Origin of the sequence: Nocardiopsis deserti (genome assembly GCF_008638355.1) — a bacterium.
GTDB classification, from domain to species: domain Bacteria; phylum Actinomycetota; class Actinomycetes; order Streptosporangiales; family Streptosporangiaceae; genus Nocardiopsis; species Nocardiopsis alborubida.
Window position 1 is genome coordinate 379,298 of record NZ_ML703350.1, and the last position, 16,345, is coordinate 395,642.

The 16,345-nt window shown below is 72.4% G+C and carries 16 protein-coding genes and 1 pseudogene; 12 read left to right on the forward strand and 5 right to left on the reverse strand.

Annotated elements, in window-relative coordinates:
- The first annotated feature begins 31 nt into the window (after window positions 1–31).
- Window positions 32–559, forward strand: a complete 528-nt coding sequence (locus FYW99_RS09080) for a GNAT family N-acetyltransferase (RefSeq protein WP_150251569.1) — start codon at window positions 32–34, stop codon at window positions 557–559.
- Between the two features lie 273 nt (window positions 560–832).
- Complete coding sequence (locus tag FYW99_RS09085) at window positions 833–1,792, forward strand: EamA family transporter (protein ID WP_150251570.1); 960 nt, start codon at window positions 833–835, stop codon at window positions 1,790–1,792.
- A 160-nt stretch (window positions 1,793–1,952) separates the two neighbouring features.
- Here FYW99_RS09085 and FYW99_RS09090 read toward each other — a convergent pair whose 3' ends face one another.
- Genes FYW99_RS09090 through FYW99_RS09100 form a run of 3 tightly spaced genes read right to left on the reverse strand, consistent with a single transcriptional unit; the run spans window position 1,953 to window position 5,127 of the window.
- The gene (locus FYW99_RS09090) at window positions 1,953–3,272 is read right to left on the reverse strand and encodes an ABC transporter substrate-binding protein (RefSeq protein ID WP_150251571.1); all 1,320 of its coding nucleotides are present in this window, start codon (window positions 3,270–3,272) and stop codon (window positions 1,953–1,955) included.
- An 18-nt stretch (window positions 3,273–3,290) separates the two neighbouring features.
- Window positions 3,291–4,166, reverse strand: coding sequence for a carbohydrate ABC transporter permease (locus FYW99_RS09095; RefSeq protein ID WP_150251572.1), 876 nt, complete (start codon window positions 4,164–4,166; stop codon window positions 3,291–3,293).
- Complete coding sequence (locus FYW99_RS09100) at window positions 4,156–5,127, reverse strand: carbohydrate ABC transporter permease (protein ID WP_150251573.1); 972 nt, start codon at window positions 5,125–5,127, stop codon at window positions 4,156–4,158. Before FYW99_RS09100 ends, FYW99_RS09095 begins: the two co-directional genes overlap by 11 nt.
- Before the next feature lie 434 nt (window positions 5,128–5,561).
- Here FYW99_RS09100 and FYW99_RS09105 point away from each other — a divergent pair, with 434 nt between their 5' ends.
- The 5 genes from FYW99_RS09105 (at window position 5,562) to FYW99_RS09125 (ending at window position 11,291) form a co-directional block, all read left to right on the forward strand.
- Window positions 5,562–6,869: a Gfo/Idh/MocA family oxidoreductase gene (locus FYW99_RS09105; RefSeq protein ID WP_150251574.1), complete on the forward strand. Its 1,308-nt coding sequence runs from the start codon at window positions 5,562–5,564 to the stop codon at window positions 6,867–6,869.
- The gene (locus FYW99_RS09110) at window positions 6,869–8,041 is read left to right on the forward strand and encodes a Gfo/Idh/MocA family protein (protein WP_150251575.1); all 1,173 of its coding nucleotides are present in this window, start codon (window positions 6,869–6,871) and stop codon (window positions 8,039–8,041) included. The genes FYW99_RS09105 and FYW99_RS09110 overlap by 1 nt, the downstream gene beginning before the upstream one ends.
- Complete coding sequence (locus tag FYW99_RS09115; RefSeq protein ID WP_150251576.1) at window positions 8,038–8,916, forward strand: DUF6807 domain-containing protein; 879 nt, start codon at window positions 8,038–8,040, stop codon at window positions 8,914–8,916. The genes FYW99_RS09110 and FYW99_RS09115 overlap by 4 nt, the downstream gene beginning before the upstream one ends.
- 322 nt (window positions 8,917–9,238) lie before the next feature.
- Window positions 9,239–10,192 carry an NAD-dependent epimerase/dehydratase family protein gene (locus tag FYW99_RS09120; protein ID WP_150251577.1) on the forward strand — a complete coding sequence of 318 codons (954 nt, stop codon included), beginning with the start codon at window positions 9,239–9,241 and terminating at the stop codon, window positions 10,190–10,192.
- Window positions 10,193–10,259: 67 nt separating this feature from the next.
- The gene (locus FYW99_RS09125) at window positions 10,260–11,291 is read left to right on the forward strand and encodes a LacI family DNA-binding transcriptional regulator (protein ID WP_061081935.1); all 1,032 of its coding nucleotides are present in this window, start codon (window positions 10,260–10,262) and stop codon (window positions 11,289–11,291) included.
- 229 nt (window positions 11,292–11,520) lie between these two features.
- Here the strand turns inward: FYW99_RS09125 and FYW99_RS09130 are convergent, their stop codons facing one another.
- The gene (locus tag FYW99_RS09130; protein WP_150251578.1) at window positions 11,521–11,934 is read right to left on the reverse strand and encodes a DUF6069 family protein; all 414 of its coding nucleotides are present in this window, start codon (window positions 11,932–11,934) and stop codon (window positions 11,521–11,523) included.
- Between the two features lie 196 nt (window positions 11,935–12,130).
- On the opposite strand from FYW99_RS09130, the gene FYW99_RS09135 reads away from it, so the two are divergent.
- The 5 genes and pseudogenes from FYW99_RS09135 to FYW99_RS09155 all read left to right on the forward strand — a co-directional run bounded on the left by FYW99_RS09135 (window position 12,131) and on the right by FYW99_RS09155 (window position 15,798).
- A complete protein-coding gene (locus FYW99_RS09135) occupies window positions 12,131–13,300 on the forward strand; it encodes a sensor histidine kinase (protein ID WP_150251579.1) in 1,170 nt (389 codons plus the stop codon).
- Entirely contained in the window at window positions 13,288–13,950 is a 663-nt protein-coding gene (locus FYW99_RS09140) for a response regulator transcription factor (protein WP_150251580.1), read from the forward strand. Before FYW99_RS09135 ends, FYW99_RS09140 begins: the two co-directional genes overlap by 13 nt.
- Before the next feature lie 126 nt (window positions 13,951–14,076).
- A pseudogene (locus tag FYW99_RS32965) lies at window positions 14,077–14,346 on the forward strand (helix-turn-helix domain-containing protein); the annotation flags it as partial.
- Window positions 14,347–14,353: 7 nt separating this feature from the next.
- Window positions 14,354–14,953, forward strand: a complete 600-nt coding sequence (locus FYW99_RS09150) for a recombinase family protein (protein WP_223838879.1) — start codon at window positions 14,354–14,356, stop codon at window positions 14,951–14,953.
- A complete protein-coding gene (locus tag FYW99_RS09155) occupies window positions 14,950–15,798 on the forward strand; it encodes an inositol monophosphatase family protein (RefSeq protein ID WP_223838904.1) in 849 nt (282 codons plus the stop codon). The genes FYW99_RS09150 and FYW99_RS09155 overlap by 4 nt, the downstream gene beginning before the upstream one ends.
- A gap of 80 nt (window positions 15,799–15,878) precedes the next feature.
- Here FYW99_RS09155 and FYW99_RS09160 read toward each other — a convergent pair whose 3' ends face one another.
- Window positions 15,879–16,256 (reverse strand): DUF2784 domain-containing protein, encoded by a 378-nt coding sequence (locus tag FYW99_RS09160; RefSeq protein WP_150251581.1) that lies wholly within the window; start codon window positions 16,254–16,256, stop codon window positions 15,879–15,881.
- Window positions 16,257–16,345 lie beyond the last annotated feature (89 nt).

A 16,345-nucleotide genomic window follows, 5' to 3' on the forward strand; every position in this document is an offset into this window, starting at 1 on the left:
ACGTTCACTATAGGGATCTCAGATGAATACCATGGTCGACATGACTTCGATGCCGACCCTCACCGTCCGCGACGCGACACCCGCGGACGCCCCGGCGTGCGCGGCGATCTACTCCCCCTACGTCACCGGCACCGCGATCACCTTCGAGTACGAGCCGCCCACCGCCGAGCAGATGGCCGAGCGGATCGCCGCTGCCCAGCGGCGGCACGCCTGGATCGTGCTGGAGGACGCGGACGGGGTCGTCGGCTACGCCTACGGCGGCCCCTTCCGCGCCCGCGACGCCTACCGGTGGTCGTGCGAGGTCAGCGTCTACCTGGCCATGGGCCGCAGGCGCACCGGCGCGGGCCGCGCCCTGTACCGGGAACTGCTGCCCCGCCTGGCCGAACGCGGCATGCGCACCGCCGTCGCGTGCATGACCCTGCCCAACGACGCCAGCCTGGGCCTGCACCGCTCCCTGGGTTTCGAGGACGTGGGCGTCATGCGCCGGGTCGGCCGCAAGTTCGACGCCTGGCACGACGTCGCCTGGGCCCAGATCGACCTCACTCCCGCAGGGGGCTGAGGCCAGCCACCCCGTTCACCGGAGCGGAGCCGCCCCCGCCCGGCTCCCCGTCCGGGAGGGAAACGGGCGCCTGCTCGCCCCCGGCACCGGCCCACAGCCGAAGGGGAACGCGCCGAAGCGCCTCCGGCGTCCGCGACCGGCCGCGGACGCCTCCCCCCGCACAGCGTGCGGCGCCGGACAGCGCGCCGCCCGAAGCCTCCGTGGCCTCCGTCAGACCCCGGCCGTATGCTCGTCAGCGATCCCATGTCCCCGCCGTCCCCCGGGAGCACCGCCGTGTCCGTCCCACCCGCGCGCCACCGCCGCTCGGGGCTGGCCTTCGCGCTCGCCTCGGCACTCGCCTTCGGCGGATCGGGCGTCTTCGCCCGCCCCCTGCTGGACGCGGGGATGGACTCCCTCCACGTCACCTGGCTGCGCGTGGCCGGGGCGGCGCTGCTGCTGTTGCCCGTGGCCCTGGCCCACTGGCGCACCGCCCGCCGCCGCCCGCTGCTGGTCCTGGCCTACGGCGTCTTCCCGATGGCCGGGGTCCAGGCCCTGTACTTCGCCTCCATCGCGCGCATCCCCGTGGGCATCGCCCTGCTCATCGAGTTCCTCGGCCCGGTCCTGGTCCTGCTGTGGCTGCGCGTGGTGCGCCGCACCCGCGTCTCCCCCGCCGCCGTGGTCGGCGTGGTCCTGGCCGTGGCCGGGCTCGGCCTGCTGCTGGAGGTGTGGGCGGGTGTGCGCCTGGACGCGGTCGGCGTGGGGCTGGCACTGGGCGCCGCCGCGGCGCAGGCCGCCTTCTTCCTGCTCTCGGACAGCATGGACGAGGACACCCACCCGCTGGCCGTGGTCGCCTTCGGCTCGCTGGTCGCCGCGGTGCTGCTGGGCGTCCTGGCCCGGCCCTGGACGCTGCCCTGGCACATGCTCACCGACCCGGTCGCGCTCGGCGGGTTCTCCTTCCCCGGCTGGGCGGCGGCCCTGTGGCTGGGCCTGGTGTGCACCGCGCTCGCCTACTTCCTCGGCATCTCGGCGATCCGGCGCCTGTCCCCGCAGGTCGCCGGGGCGGTCGCCTACCTGGAAGTGGTCACCGCGATCGTGCTGGCGTGGGTGCTTCTGGGAGAGGCGCTCACCCCCGTGCAGGCCGTCGGCGCCGCCGTCATCGTCGCGGGCGCCTTCGTCGCCCAGACCGCCGTGCCCCCGGCACCCGCGCGGCCGGAGTCCGACCCCGAGCAGCCGCCGGTGGCCGCCTCCCCCTGAGGAACGGGGGACCGCACACGGGCACAGCCGTCCCTCCTCCGGACGACTGCCGGTCCCCACCACCGCCCGTGCGGGGGCCGCACACGCGGGCGGGCCCGGCGGGAGAGTCTCCTCCCGCCGGGCCCGCCCGCGTACTGGTGCTGGATCCGCGCCTTCCGGATCAGGCGTCGCCGGTGGCCGCCTCGACCTCGGAGATGAACTGCTCCGCGGCCTCGGCCGGGGTCAGGTCGCCGAAGGTCAGGTCCTCGGTGACGCGCTTGGTGATGTCCACGACCTGGCCCGCGCCGATCGGTGGCGGCGGGTTGCCGTCCACGATCGTGTCCTCGATCTCGGACAGGAACACCGCACTGCGGGCATCGGCCTCGGGCAGGGAGTCGATGATGTGCGAGCGCACGTCCACGTTGGCGGGCAGACCGCGGTCGGCCAGGATCAGCTCGGCGGCCTCCTCACTGTTGAGCAGGAAGTCCACGAACAGCGCCGCCTCCTCCGGGTGCTCGGTGCCCGCGGAGATGGAGTAGAACATGGCCGGCTTGAAGAACATGCCGGTGCGGTCCTCGGTGCTCTCGCCCGGGTAGCGCAGCAGTTCGATGTCACGGCCGGAGGAGGCCGAGATACCGCCCAGCTGGTTGGTCCAGAAGTGGGCCATCGCGCCCTGGTTGGTGGAGAGCACCGACTGGTCGGGGCCGCCCGCCTCGATCTCCACGCTCTCGGCGGCGCCGGGCTGGCCGCCGTTCTCCACCAGCTGCTCGGTGACGGAGAACCACTCCTCCAGCGTCTCCTGGGAGAAGCCGAGGGACCCGTCCTCGGCGTAGAGGTTCTCCCCGCGCTGGCGGGCGAAGATCTGGAAGCCCGTCTCGTTGTAGGACATGCTCTGCGTGCCCACGGTCTCGCCGTCGGTGGCCTCGCTGATCTGGGCCGAGATCTCGATGTAGTCGTCCCAGGTCCACGTCTCGTCGTCGGGCATCTCCACGCCCGCGTCCTCGAAGGCCTGGGGGTCGGCCAGGATGGCGTAGGCGTTCACGCCGGTGGCCACGCCGAAGGTCTGCCCGTCCAGGTTGCCGCTCTCGGCCACCAGCGGGTCGATCCCGGACATGTCCAAGTCGGTCTCGTTGAGGTCGAGCAGGGCGCCGCGGTCGCCGTACTCACGCAGGTAGCGCTCCTCCTGCGTGATGATGTCGGGGGCGTCGTTGGCGGCGGTGCTGGTGGCCAGGCGGTCCCAGTACCCGGCCCAGTCGGTGTACTCGGGGACGATGGTGATGCCCGGGTTCTCGGCCTCGAACAGGTCGATGACCTGCTGGGTGGTGGAGTGGCGGTCGTCCGCGCCCCACCAGGAGAAGCGCAGTTCCACGGTGCCGTCGTCGGCCTCGGAGCCGCCACAGGCGGTGGCCGCCATCACGATGGCGCCCACTCCCGCGGCCACGGAGAGGAAAGGGCTGCGGCGACGGGCCTGGGGGCGCCCGCTGCCAGGGTGTGCGTGCATGAGTTCGGTTCCCTTCGACTACTTGATTCCGGTGGTGGCGATGCCCTTGACGAGGTATCGCTGACCCGCGAGGAAGAAACCGAAGACCGGTCCCAGGGCGACGATCGACATGGCGAACAGCGGACCCCAGGAGGTCTGCGAGGTCGAGTCGACGAAGGTGCGCAGGGCGACGGGAACGGTGTACATCGACGGGTCGGTGAGGAAGATCAGCTGGCTGAAGAAGTCGTTCCAGGTCCAGATGAAGGTGAAGATCGCGCTGGTGGCCAGGGCCGGCAGGGACAGCGGCATGATGATCTGGAAGAAGATGCGCACGTGGCCGCAGCCGTCGATGCGCGCCGCCTCGTCCAGGTCACGGGGCAGTCCGCGGATGAACTGCACCATGAGGAAGATGAAGAACCCGTCCGTGGCCAGGAGCTTGGGCACGATCAGCGGCAGGAAGGTGTTGATCCAGTCCAGCTCGGCGAAGAGGATGTACTGCGGCACGATCACGACGTGGATCGGCAGCATGATCGTGGCCATCATGACGGCGAAGAACAGCCGCTTGCCGCGGAACTCCAGCCGGGCGAAGGCGTAGGCCGCCATCGAACAGCCGATGAGGTTGCCCACGATCGCCCCGGCCACCACGACCGCCGAGTTGAGCAGGTAGTGGTGGAACGGGAACTGGAGCGCGTTCCAGCCCTCGGTGTAGTTGCCCGGGGTGAAGGTCTCGGGGATCAGGCCCGGGGCGCGGAAGATCTCCTCGGTGGGCTTGAATGAGCTGGAGAGCATCCACAGCAGCGGGTAGAGCATGACCAGCCCGAAGGCGATGAGCCCGATGTGCGTGATCAGCCGTCGTGTGCGTTCGGCCCGCGTGCGCTCCTTGGAGGACACGGGAGCCATTGTCTTAGTCGCCATAGAAGACCCAGTACTTGGAGGCGATGAAGTTCACCGCGGTGAACCCGCCGATGATGATCAGCAGCAGCCAGGCCATCGCCGAGGCGTAGCCCATGTCGAAGGAGCCGAAGCCGCGTAGGTAGAGGTAGAGCGTGTAGAAGAGCGTGGAGTCCGAGGGGCCGCCGGTGCCGCCGCTGACCACGAACGCCTGGGTGAAGGTCTGGAAGGCGTTGATGAACTGCAGCACCATGTTGAAGAAGATGATCGGGGTGAGCATCGGGACGGTGATGTTCCAGAAGCGGCGCATCGGGCCCGCTCCGTCCACCGCGGCTGCCTCGTAGTACATGGCGGGGATCTGGCGCAGACCCGCCAGGAAGATCACCATGGGGGCGCCGAAGGTCCACACGTTGAGCACGATCAGGGTGCCCAGCGCGTAGTCGGGGTGGGAGACCCAGCCCTCGCCCTGGATGCCGAAGAAGGCGAGCACCTGGTTGATCAGGCCCTCCGCACCGAAGACCTGGCGCCAGAGGATGGCGATGGCCACGCTGCCGCCGAGCAGGGAGGGCAGGTAGTACACCGACCGGTACAGGGGCAGCCCCCGCACGCCCCGGTCCAGGACCATCGCCAGGGCCAGGGCGAGGGCGAGCTGGAGCGGCACCGACACGAACACGTAGACGAACGTGACCCTGAGCGCACTGTGCAGGCGCTCGTCGTCGATCATCCGCTGGTAGTTCTCCAGGCCGACCCACCCGTAGTCACCGATGAGGTTGTAGTCGGTGAAGGAGAAGTACAGGGAGGCCAGGAGGGGACCCGCGGTGATGAACGCCAGGCCGATGAACCACGGGGCCAGGAAGCCGTAGGCGGCGAGGTTCTCGTTCCGCCGCTTGCCCGGGGCCGGGCTCTTGCCGACCCGGCGGCGCGGCTTGGCACCGGCCGGGTCCTCGGGGGCCTTGGCGGGCCGCCGTTGCAGGAGGGCACTCACGGGGATCCACCCTCCTGTGGGGCCACCGCCGGAGCGCTGGCGGGCGCGTGCGGTCCTGGAATCATGGAAACTGCCAATCTCGTTCGGAAGACGCGTAGGCTGTGGGCGAGAACACGTGTTGAACTGCCTAAACATGTTCTGGTAAGCGCTATCCACGTACTAAGATGTTCAGTTTCTAGCACCGGGTTACATGGGTGTCAACGGCAGGTTTCCCGAAAACTGTGATCCAAGCCCCATATCGTTACGCTTCTGGCGGCCCGGGAGGCGCGGGGATCGCTCCGTTCTCACCGCTTTCGCGATCGTTCGCACAGAAAATCCCACTCTCCGCACTCGGATGCACACACTCGGTCGCGCGTCACGGGAGTGCGGATGCTCGGACACGTCTTGGTCGACACCCTTGTCGACCGACTGGGAAAGCGTTTACCATGCCCTGTGTGAACCACACCACCCCACGCAGGTACGCGATCGTCGGCACCGGATCCCGCGCCCGGATGTACACCTGGGCCCTGACCGGAACCCACCGGGACCGGGGACGTCTGGTCGCCCTCTGCGACACCAACAGCACCCGCATGGCCGTGCACAACCGCATCGTCACCGACGCGGGTCTCGACGCCGTGCCGACCTACTCCCCCGACGACTTCGTCCGCATGCTCAAGGAGGAGAGGGTCGACGAGGTCATCGTCTGCACCGTCGACCGCACCCACGCCGACTACGTCGTCGCGGCCCTGGACGCCGGACTCGACGCCATCACCGAGAAGCCCATGACCGCCGACCTGGAGGGGCTGCGGCGCATCAACGAGGCCCAGGCGCGCACCGGGGGGCGGGTGACCGTCGGCTTCAACTACCGCTACAACCCCGTCCACCGCCAGCTGCGCGACCTCATCGCCTCCGGGGTCGTCGGCGAGGTCGGGTCGGTGCACTTCGAGTGGCTGCTGGACCTGCGCCACGGCGCCGACTACTTCCGCCGCTGGCACCGCGACAAGACCCAGTCCGGCGGCCTGCTCGTGCACAAGGCCAGCCACCACTTCGACCTGGTCAACTGGTGGATCGGCGCCCGCCCCACCGACGTGTTCGCGTCGGGGAGGCTGTTCTTCTACGGCGACGACAACGGCCGCCGCCACGGCCTGGCCGCCGACTACGAGCGCGGCCACGGCGAGGACGCCGCCCAGAGCGACCCCTTCGCCCTGCACATGGACGACAGCCCCGACCTCAGGGCCCTGTACCTGGACGCCGAGCACGAGGACGGCTACCGGCGCGACCTCAACGTCTTCGGGCCCGGCATCACCATCGAGGACGACATGTCCGTGCTGGTCGGCTACGACACCGGGGCGCGCCTGACCTACCACCTGGTCGCCTACGCCCCCTGGGAGGGCTACCGCATCGCGATCACGGGCAGCCGGGGACGCCTGGAGCTGGACATGACCGAGTTCGAGTACACCTCGCCCGACCAGGACGAGGCCACGCCCGTGCGCGGCATGCCCGCCCCCAAGGAGCACACCAGCGCCCGGCTGTGGCTGCGCCGCCACTGGCAGCCGCCCGAGGAGATCCCCGTGGCGGTGGGCGAGGGCACCCACGGCGGCGGCGACCAGCTCATGCTCGACTCGCTCTTCGGCGGCGAGGACGACGGCATCCGCCCCGACCACTCCGACGGCGGCAACGCCCTGCTCACCGGGCTGGCGGCCAACGCCTCCATCGCCTCGGGGGCACCGGTCCGCGTCGCCGACCTGCTCGGGGGCAGCTGATGGCCGAGCCCGTGCCCGTGCTGCTGGCCGGGGTCCACGGCCACGGCCGCACCCACCTGCGCTCCCTGCGGGAGCTGGCGGAGAGCGGCCTGGTCCGGCTCGTGGGCGTGTGCGACCAGAGCCCCGTCGCCGAGGGCGACGACCTGGAGGGGCACGGCGCGCTGCCCTGCCACGCCGACCTGGGCGAGGCGATCGAGAGCACCGGTGCGCGGATCACCGTCCTGGCCACACCCATCCACACCCACCTGCCCCTGGCCCGCACCGCGCTGGAACACGGCTCCCACCTGCTGCTGGAGAAGCCCACCACCGCGACCCTGGCCGAGTTCGAGGAGCTCACCAGGGCCGTGGACGCCTCCGGGCTGGCCTGCCAGGTGGGCTTCCAGAGCCTGGGATCGGCAGCCGTGGAGGCCGTGCGCACGCTGGTGCGCGAAGGTGCGGTGGGGCGCGTGCGCGGCATCGGCGGTTCGGGCACGTGGGTGCGCACCTCGGCCTACTACGACCGCGCCCCCTGGGCGGGGCGGCGCCGCCTCCAGGGGCGCGACGTGGTGGACGGGGCGTTGACCAACCCCTTCGCCCACGCCCTGGCCACCGCGCTGGCCGTGGCCGGAACCGCGGCCGAGACGCCGCGGGACGTGGAGCTGGAGATGTTCCACGCCCACCCCATCGAGGCCGACGACACCTCGTGCGTGCGCGTGCGCACCGCGGACGGGCTGCCCATCACCCTGGCGGTGACCCTGTGCGCGCCCGAGCACCTGCCGCCGCGCCTGGTGGTACACGGCGACCTGGGGCGCATCGAGTTCGAGTACACGCTGGACCGGGTCACCGTGCACCGGCCGGGCCGGGACCCGGCCACCACCACGCACCCGCGCACCCACCTGATGTCCAACCTGGTCGACCACGTGCGCGGGGGCGAGCCGCTGCTGGTGCCGCCCCAGGCCACCCGGGCGTTCATGCACGTGCTCGAAGCGGTGCGCACCGCGCCCGACCCGGTGGCGCTGCCCGTGGGCATGCAGCACGTGTACCGCACCGAGGAGGGTGTGCGCCGGATCATCCCCGGCATCGACTCCCTCATCCACCGCAGCGCCGAGCACCTGGCGCTGTTCTCCGAACTCGACCCCGCCTGGTCCCCCGCAGCCCGGACGGGACCGACCGACGCGAAGGCCACGCCGTGAACACTCTGACCCTGGACGGTCGCGTCCTGGCCGTCCTCAGGGACGGAACCGACATCGAGCCGACCCTGTCCCCGCGCCCCTACCTGCACCCGGTGCGCACCCGCGCCGGGGTGCCGGTCACCGAGGAGCGGCCCGCCGACCACCTGCACCACTTCGGGGTGGGCGTGGCCGTGCCCGACGTGTCGGGGGTGAGCTTCTGGGGCGGGCGCACCTTCACCCGCGACCGGGGGTCGGTGCTGCTGGACAACCACGGGCGCCAGCGGCACGTGTCCTGGCTGGAGCTGGCCGCGGACCGCCGCGTCGAGGCGCTGTCGTGGACCGGCCCGGACGGGGCCGAGATGCTGAGTGAGGAGCGCACCGTACGGGCCGCGGGCCTGGACGGGCACACCTGGGTCCTGGACGTGCGCACACAGCTGCGCAACACCTCAGGACGCGACCTGAGCATCGGCAGTCCCGCCACCAACGGCCGTCCCGGCGCCGGGTACGGGGGGCTGTTCTGGCGCGCGCCCGTGGCCTCAGCCCCGCCCGCCGTCGTCGGCGCGGGCGGGTTGGAGGGTGAGGAGGCCCTGCACGGTTCGCGGGCGGAGTGGCTGGCGCTGGCCGGTGGTGGCGGTGGGGTCGCGGATGAGGCCGCGAGCGCGGGGTGGACCCTGGTCTTCCTCCAGCCCGGCGAGCACACCGACCCGTGGTTCCTGCGGGCCAAGGAGTACCCGGGAGTGGGGCCCGCGCTGGCGTGGGACGCCCGGCTGCCCCTGCCCGAGGGCGGGCGCCTGGAGCGGCGGCTGCGTGTGGCGGTGCGCGACGGGCGCACCGACGGAGCCGCAGAGCTGGCGGCCCTGGCCGAGGCCGCGCGGGGGCTGTCCCTGAGTCCGTGACCCGTGATGCGGGCCGGGTTCCGCGTCAGGACCGGGGGCGGAGCCGAGGTGGGTCCGCGAGCCGAACCGGTGGGCCCGGCCCATGAGGGCCGATGAGACACGGCCCATGAGACATGTCTGTGAGGCACGGTCCATGAGGCACGCCTCGCGGGGGCGGGCTCTGCGGGGGCGGCCCGGGCGCGACGGGCGCAGCACGAAGCAGGCGGGCTCGGGGACCCCCTGATATCAACGTTAGGTCCGCCGTGCGGGGCGGCACCAGTGCCCCGTACGACCTGTGGACAACTCCCCCGAGCACGGGGGCGAGGAAAGGAAGACAACACCCATGCGCGTTCTCGTCACCGGCGGCTCCGGGCGGCTCGGCCGCAGCGTCGTGGCCACCCTGGCCGCACGCGGACACCAGGTGACCTCCGTGGACACCGCCGCGGCCGACCTGCCCGAGGGCGTCGACGCGGTCACCGCCGACCTGCTGGACCCGGCCGCGCTGGAGACGGCCTTCACCCGGGCCCGCCCCGAGGCCGTCGTCCACCTGGCCGGGATCGCCGTGCCCTTCGCCCGCCCCGACGTGGAGACCCTCCAGGTCAACACCGGCCTGGCCTGGGCGGTGCTCTCCGCCGCCGTCGCCCACGGCGCCCACTCGGCGGTGGCCGCCTCCAGCCCCACCGTCTACGGGTACAACACCCCCTCCTGGGCGCCCCGATACCTGCCGCTGGACGAGGCCCACCCGGTCACGCCCTGGCACGCCTACGGGCTGAGCAAGGCGATCATCGAGGACACCGTGCGCGCCCTGGCGCGCACCTCCGCCACCTGCGTCCTGTCGTGCGTGCGCCCGGGCTACGTCGTGGCCCCCGAGGAGTGGGAGGGCGCGCCCACCCAGCTGGGACACACCATGGCCGAGCGGCTGGCCGACCCCGCCCTGGCCGCCACCTCCCTGTTCAACTACGTCGACGCCCGCGACGCCGCCGAGCTGTTCGCGCTGGTCGTCGAGAACCCGGCCAAGGTCAGCGGCGGCCAGGTGTTCAACGCCATGGCCCCCGACCCGCTGTCCGAGGTCCCGGTCGACACCCTGCTGCCCCTGCACCACCCCGGCACCGCCCCGGCGGCTCCGGCCCTGGCCGACGGCCGCGCGGTCTTCTCCTCCGAGGCCGCCCGCACCGCGCTGGGCTGGTCCCCCTCCCGGACCTGGCGCACGCAGCTGCGCACCGAGGAGAGCCGGTCAGCCGCCTCTCGGGGCGGGTCCGGGGCCGGTGGTGCCGGTGCGTCGTCCGAGCGTCCATGAGCTGGTCGAGGGCTCCGCTAGGGTAGGAAAGAGTTTTCCCATGGGCCGAGGCAGGAGAGGGAGCGGCGTGGAGTCCGGTTACGTGACACTGGAACAGGTCGCCGAGCACGCCGGGGTGTCCCTGGCCACGGCGTCCAGGGTGATCAACGGCAGCACACGCCAGGTCAGTCAGCGCCTGCGTGACAAGGTGACCGCCAGCGCGCGCGAGCTCGGCTACCTGGCCAACGCCTCGGCCCAGACCCTGGCCCGCAACAGCAGCGCCCTGGTCGGCCTGCTCGTCCACGACATCTCCGACCCCTACTTCTCCTCGATCGCCGCCGGGGTCACCCGCCACACCGAGGAGCAGGGGCTGGTCCTGGTGCTGGGCACCACCAACCGCTCCGCGCAGAAGGAGGGCCGTATCCTGGCCACGCTGCGCGCGCACCGGGCCCGCGCGGTCGTGCTGGTCGGCTCGCGCTCCACCGACGAGGAGAGCAACCGGCGCCTGTCCGAGGAGATCCGCATGTTCCGCCGCCAGGGCGGGCGGGTGGCGTGCGTGTCCCAGGAGGGCCTGCCCGCGGACACGGTCACCCCCGACAACCACACCGGGGCCTCCGACCTGGCCCGTCGCCTCATCGCCCAGGGGCACCGGGAGTTCGCCATCCTGGCCGGGCCCACCGACCTCCAGACCGCCCGCGAACGCCTGGACGGATTCCACTCCGCGCTCTCGGGCGCGGGCCTGGAACTGGCCCACCACAACGTGGTGCACGGCGCCTTCACCCGCGACGGCGGTTACGAGTCCACCCGCCGCCTGATGGCGGTGGGCACCGACGCCACCTGCCTGTTCGCCGTCAACGACGTCATGGCCACGGGCGCGATGGCCGCGCTGCGCGACCTGGGCCTGCGGGTGCCCACCGACCTGTCGGTGGCCGGGTTCGACGACATCCCCACCCTGCGCGACCTCACCCCCGCCCTGACCACGGTGCGCCTGCCGCTGGAGGAGATGGGCGAACGCGCCGCGGTGCTCGCCCTGGACAGCGAGCCCAGCGCCCAGCCCCGCGTGGTCACGGTGCGCGGCGAGGTCGTCGAGCGCGAGAGCACCGCGCCGCCCACCCGCTGAGCCCCGCGGTCGGCACCGGGCGGCTGCGGTGCCCAACGCCTCGCCGAACGCCCGAGATCAACCGCCGCGCTCCCCGGGCGCGCGGCGCCCCTCAAGAGGGCTGGTGGCGGGCCCAAAACAGAAGGTGAAGCTCCGCCCCAGCCGGTGTCTCACGCCGTTCTGGCCCCGGTGGCGGGCTCAGCGCGGAAGGGGCGCGCCATGGACGCGTCCCCGGAGCGGGGCTGCGGGCTCAGGTGCGGGCCGAGCGGCCCAGGCCCAGGATCAGCACCGCCCCGACCAGGACGTGCATCCCCTCCAGCACCAGCACGACCACCGGCGCGGCGCCGCTGGTGAGCGGCCCGGCCAGGGAGAGCACGAGCACGACGCAGGCGGTGACCGTCCACGCCCGCCGGGGTCGCCGCGCCGTGCGCTCCAGCACCGCGAGCAGCCCCCAGGCCGCCGCGGCGCTGATCAGGCCCGCGAAGGCCACGGACCCCGGCCCCACCGGCCGGGCCTGCCCACCGGGAAAAGCGGTCAGGTCCACGCCCGTCAGCGGCACGGCCAGGGCCCACAGGGCCAGCGGAGCGAGCACCGCGGCGGCCGCGGTGAGCAGCCGCCTCGGGCCGGTGGAGGCGGTGCGGGTGGTGGATGCGGTGGTGGCCATGGGCTTTCCCAACGTCGTCGTCTTCCGGGGCCGCACCGGTGCGGTGTCGGCCCTCGAACGTCCCGCGCCCCACCCTCCCCGGCGCGGCACGGCCGCCGCATCGGCCCCGGGGCGGTCACGGGACCGACCGTGGACGAGGCCGTATCCGACTTTGGTCGGTGTCGGCGCGGGGACGCCCGGAACTACGCTGACCTGCATGCCGAGCCCGATCGACGACGAGACCCGGCCCGCGCGCCGAAGCTCGCCGCGGGCCCTGGCCGCCGTGGTCGTCCTGGTCTGCGTCCAGGTCGCGGCGACGGTCTGGGGCCGCTGGGAGGGCCACAGTGAGCCCTGGACGCGGGAGCTGGACCTGGCCGTCGGGCTCGTGACCTGCCTCCTCTCTCCCGTCCTGCTGCGGTGGCCGGTCACCGGCGCGCTGGGCACGGCCGTCCTGGCCGTCCTCTCCCCCGCCGCCACCCCGGCGGCGGCACTGGGCGTGCTCCAGGTCGCCCACCGGCGCCCCTTCCCGTTGGCCGTCGCGGTGGCCGCCGTCGCGGTCGCCGCGCACGCGGTCCAGGGGCTGTTCCAACCCAGCACCCAGATCTCCTACGCCTGGTGGCTGGCCCTGATCACCATCACCACCGGCGCGCTGGTGGGCTGGGGTGCCCTGGCCCGGGCCCGCCGCGCGCTGGTGATGTCGCTGCGCGAGCGCGCACGCCGGGCCGAGGCCGAACAGAGTCGCCGGGTGGCGGAGGCGCGGATGCTGGAGCGCACCCGCATCGCCCGCGAGATGCACGACGTGCTCGCCCACCGGCTGTCCCTGCTGGCCACCTACGCCGGGGCGCTGGAGTACCGGCCCGACGCCCCGCCCGAGCAGCTCGCCCGCGCCGCCGGGGTCGTGCGCACCGGAGTCCACCAGGCTTTGGAGGAGCTGCGCGAGGTGATCGGCGTGCTGCGCGAGAAGGAGCCCGAGGCGGGCGAGCGCCCGCAGCCGGTCCTGTCCGACGTTCCCCGCTTGGTGGAGGAGGCGCGCGGGGCCGGGGAGCACGTGGAGCTGCGCGACGCGGTGGCCGACCCCGACTTCCTGCCCGCCTCCACCGGCCGCACCGCCTACCGGCTGGTCCAGGAGGGCCTGACCAACGCCCGCAAGCACGCCTCCGGCCAGCCGGTCCGGGTGCGGTTGGAAGGCGGTCCCGGCGAGGGCCTGGTGATCGACCTGCGCAACTCCCTCCCCGGGCCAGCCGGGGAGGCGGCCCCCCTGACACCGGGCAGCGGAACCGGGCTGGTCGGCCTGACCGAGCGGGTGCGCCTGGCCGGGGGGCGGCTGGACCACGAGCGCACACCCGAGGACTTCCATCTGCGCGCCTGGTTACCATGGCCGTCATGAACCGTGCGCCGCGTGTGCTCATCGTCGACGACGACGCCCTCGTCCGCGGCGGTCTGAGCATGATGCTCGACGGGGTCCACGGCATCACCGTGGTCGGCGAGGCCCGAGACGGCGACGAGGTGCTGGCCGCGGCCGACGCCCACCGGCCCGACGTGGTCCTGATGGACCTGCGCATGCCCCGGGTGGACGGCATCACCGCCACCCGCAGGCTGCGAGCGCGCACGCCCCCGCCCGAGGTCGTGGTGCTGACCACCTTCGACACCGACGAGAACATCCTCTACGCGCTGCGCGCCGGGGCCAGCGGCTTCCTGCTCAAGGACACCCCGCCCGCGCGGATCGTGGACGCGGTCCTGCGGGTGGCCGAGGGCGAGCCCATCCTGTCCGCGAGCATCACCCGGCGCCTGATGGACCGCACCGCCGTCCAGGCCGGGTCCCACGAGCGGGCACGCGCGGCGCTGTCCCGGCTCAGTCCTCGCGAGCACGAGGTGGCCCTGGCCGTGGCCCGGGGCCGCACGAACGCGGAGATCGCCGCGCGGCTGTACATGAGCGTGGCCACGGTCAAGGCCCACGTCTCCAACGTCCTGGCCAAGCTCGACCTGGACAACCGCACCCAGATCGCGCTGCTGGCCCACGACGCCGGGCTGACCTGACCCCGACCCTCACCGAACCTCCCGGAGAATACCCTGGCCTTCAGGCCGGGGAGGAATCCGGGCAGGCAGCCCGCACTTTTCCCGTTTCGCCTTACCCATGCTCTCCCTTGGTGTAATTTCTGCCGTATGCGGACGGTGTGCAAGTGCCGGTCCTACCCCAACCCCGAACAAGCGGCCCAGCTGGGCCGCACGTTCGAATGCGTGCGCCTGGTCTGGAACAAGACCCTCGCCGACCGCCACACCGCCTACCACCAGCACGGCCACCACACCTCCTACGAACAGACCGACCAGGCGTTGACCGGGTGGAAGAAAACCCCGGAGTTGGCGTTCCTGTCCCAGGTGTCCTCGGCGCCGTTGCAGCAGATCCTGCGCCACCAACACAGTGCGTTCGTGAATATGAACTGTGCGTGCTCATCGTGCTGCGCGAGGCCCTGCGCCGACGGGAGATCTACGTGGAGGGGCCGGGAAGTGGCGCGACCCCGACACCGACCTGCCCGGCGACTTCGCCGACAACCGGGACGTGTACTACGCCGCGCTGGGCAAGCCGGTGGAGCCGAACACGTTCGTGGACGGGGTGCGCACCCGGATGCGAGCGGCCCCGGACCGGATCGCCCGCTCCCTGGCCGACCTGATCACCCTGGTCGGCGACCTGCACCGCGCCGGGGTGGGCTTCCGCTCCTTGCGCGAAGCCCTGGACACCACCACCCCCCCCGGAGGCAGGCTTGTGTTCCACGTCTTCGCCGCCCTGGCCGAGTTCATCCGCGAACTCATCGTGGAGGGCACCCGCGAGGGCCTGGACGCCGCCCGCGCCGCGGGCAAACGCCTGGGACGGCCCCCGGAGACGACCCCCGAGCAGGTCCGCCACGCCTGGGATCTGATCAGCCGACCCGACAACCCGGTGGCCTCCATCGCCCGCCTGCTCAACGTGTCCCGCTCCATCCTGTACAAGCATGTGCCGGAGCTGTCCGGCGGCCGCCGCACCCGACTCCAGGGGACCACGTGAACAGCGACGACGATCTACGCCTTGCGCACCGCATGGCCGACCTCGCCGCAGAGATCTCTCTGCGGTCTCTGAGCCTTGGTGACCTCCGCCCCCAGAGCAAGCAGGACGGCAGCCCTGTCACCTCAGCCGACCGCCGCATCGAGCAGGAGTTGCGCGCTCTCCTCGACCGGATGCGCCCGCAGGACGCGTTCACGGGCGAGGAGTTCGGTGCCTCGGGCGGCGGTCCGCGGCGGTGGTTCGTCGACGCGATCGACGGCACGCGCAGCTACCTGGCCGGCACACCGGAGTGGGGAACGTTGATCGGACTCACTCACGACGGCAGCGCAAGCCTCGGCCTGGTCTGCGCGCCGGCCCTGCAACGGCGCTGGTGGGCCGTTTCGGGGCGGGGAGCCTGGACCTTAGGTCCAGCAGGGGTTCCGCACCGGGTGAGCGTCACCGGGCAGGACCGCCTGTGCCAGGCGTCGGTCGGGATCTGGCCGTCCCCGCAGCGGATGCCCGAAGGACACCACCGAACGGCCGCCGCCCGGATCGCCGCACAGGTGGCCGACACCGTCCCCGTCCTCGACCCGACCGGAAGGGCGAGTGCGGTGTCCGATCCACCCAAACCCTCCACCGGCTCCGGCACCTGCCATGGCGGTCTTCTCGTCGCCACAGGACAGTTGGATGCCTTTCTGCTGGTCGGAGGGGGGTCTTGGGACGTCGCTCCCCTCGTTGCGATCGTGCGGGAGGCCGGGGGCGCCTTCACCGACCTGGACGGCCGGGACCGATTCGACACCGGTACCGCGCTGTTCAGCAATGCGTGGATCCACGACGAACTCCTGGACGCGGTGCGCACCGCGACATGACACCGGCCATGGCCTCCCTGGACCGGCTCGCCCGCTCCCCGGCTCCCGCCAGGTCCCCTGGGCGCCCGCCCCTGTCTGCCTCACACCCCGGCCTGCTCCGCCACGCGGCGGCGCAGGACCAGCCACCCCGCGCCCGCCCAGGACAGCGCCACGACACCGGCCATGACCAGGCGCGAGGTGAGCAGGTGCTCGGGCGGATAGAGGTTCCCGGTCAGATAGAAGTCGATGAAGCCGTTCTCCATCACCGCCCGCCCGGTGCGCGCCCGCGACCAGTTCTCGATCTCGGTCAAAAAGCACGGCCAGTCGACGATGACGATGCCCAGAGCGTAGGCGGCCACCGCCAGGTGCACCCAGAACATCCGGGGCCAGCGCCAGGACAGCACGCCGCCGAACACGACGAAGGCGAGGAAACCGAAGTGCAGGGCCGCCGCGGCGTGGCCCACGAGGAGGGAGGTCATGTCCCGAACCTAGGACCGGTCCGCCCCGCGTACATCGGTACGCGCACCCGGCCCCGCTGAGTACCCGTACTCATGACGGGGCCGGGACG

Coding starts and splice junctions, on each gene's coding strand:
- FYW99_RS09080 (WP_150251569.1), top strand. CDS start 32: ATGGTCGACATGACTTCGATGCCGACCCTCACCGTCCGCGACGCGACA.
- FYW99_RS09090 (WP_150251571.1), bottom strand. CDS start 3,272: ATGCACGCACACCCTGGCAGCGGGCGCCCCCAGGCCCGTCGCCGCAGC.
- FYW99_RS09095 (WP_150251572.1), bottom strand. CDS start 4,166: ATGGCGACTAAGACAATGGCTCCCGTGTCCTCCAAGGAGCGCACGCGG.
- FYW99_RS09110 (WP_150251575.1), top strand. CDS start 6,869: ATGGCCGAGCCCGTGCCCGTGCTGCTGGCCGGGGTCCACGGCCACGGC.
- FYW99_RS09120 (WP_150251577.1), top strand. CDS start 9,239: ATGCGCGTTCTCGTCACCGGCGGCTCCGGGCGGCTCGGCCGCAGCGTC.
- FYW99_RS09130 (WP_150251578.1), bottom strand. CDS start 11,934: ATGGCCACCACCGCATCCACCACCCGCACCGCCTCCACCGGCCCGAGG.
- FYW99_RS09135 (WP_150251579.1), top strand. CDS start 12,131: ATGCCGAGCCCGATCGACGACGAGACCCGGCCCGCGCGCCGAAGCTCG.
- FYW99_RS09140 (WP_150251580.1), top strand. CDS start 13,288: ATGGCCGTCATGAACCGTGCGCCGCGTGTGCTCATCGTCGACGACGAC.
- FYW99_RS09160 (WP_150251581.1), bottom strand. CDS start 16,256: ATGACCTCCCTCCTCGTGGGCCACGCCGCGGCGGCCCTGCACTTCGGT.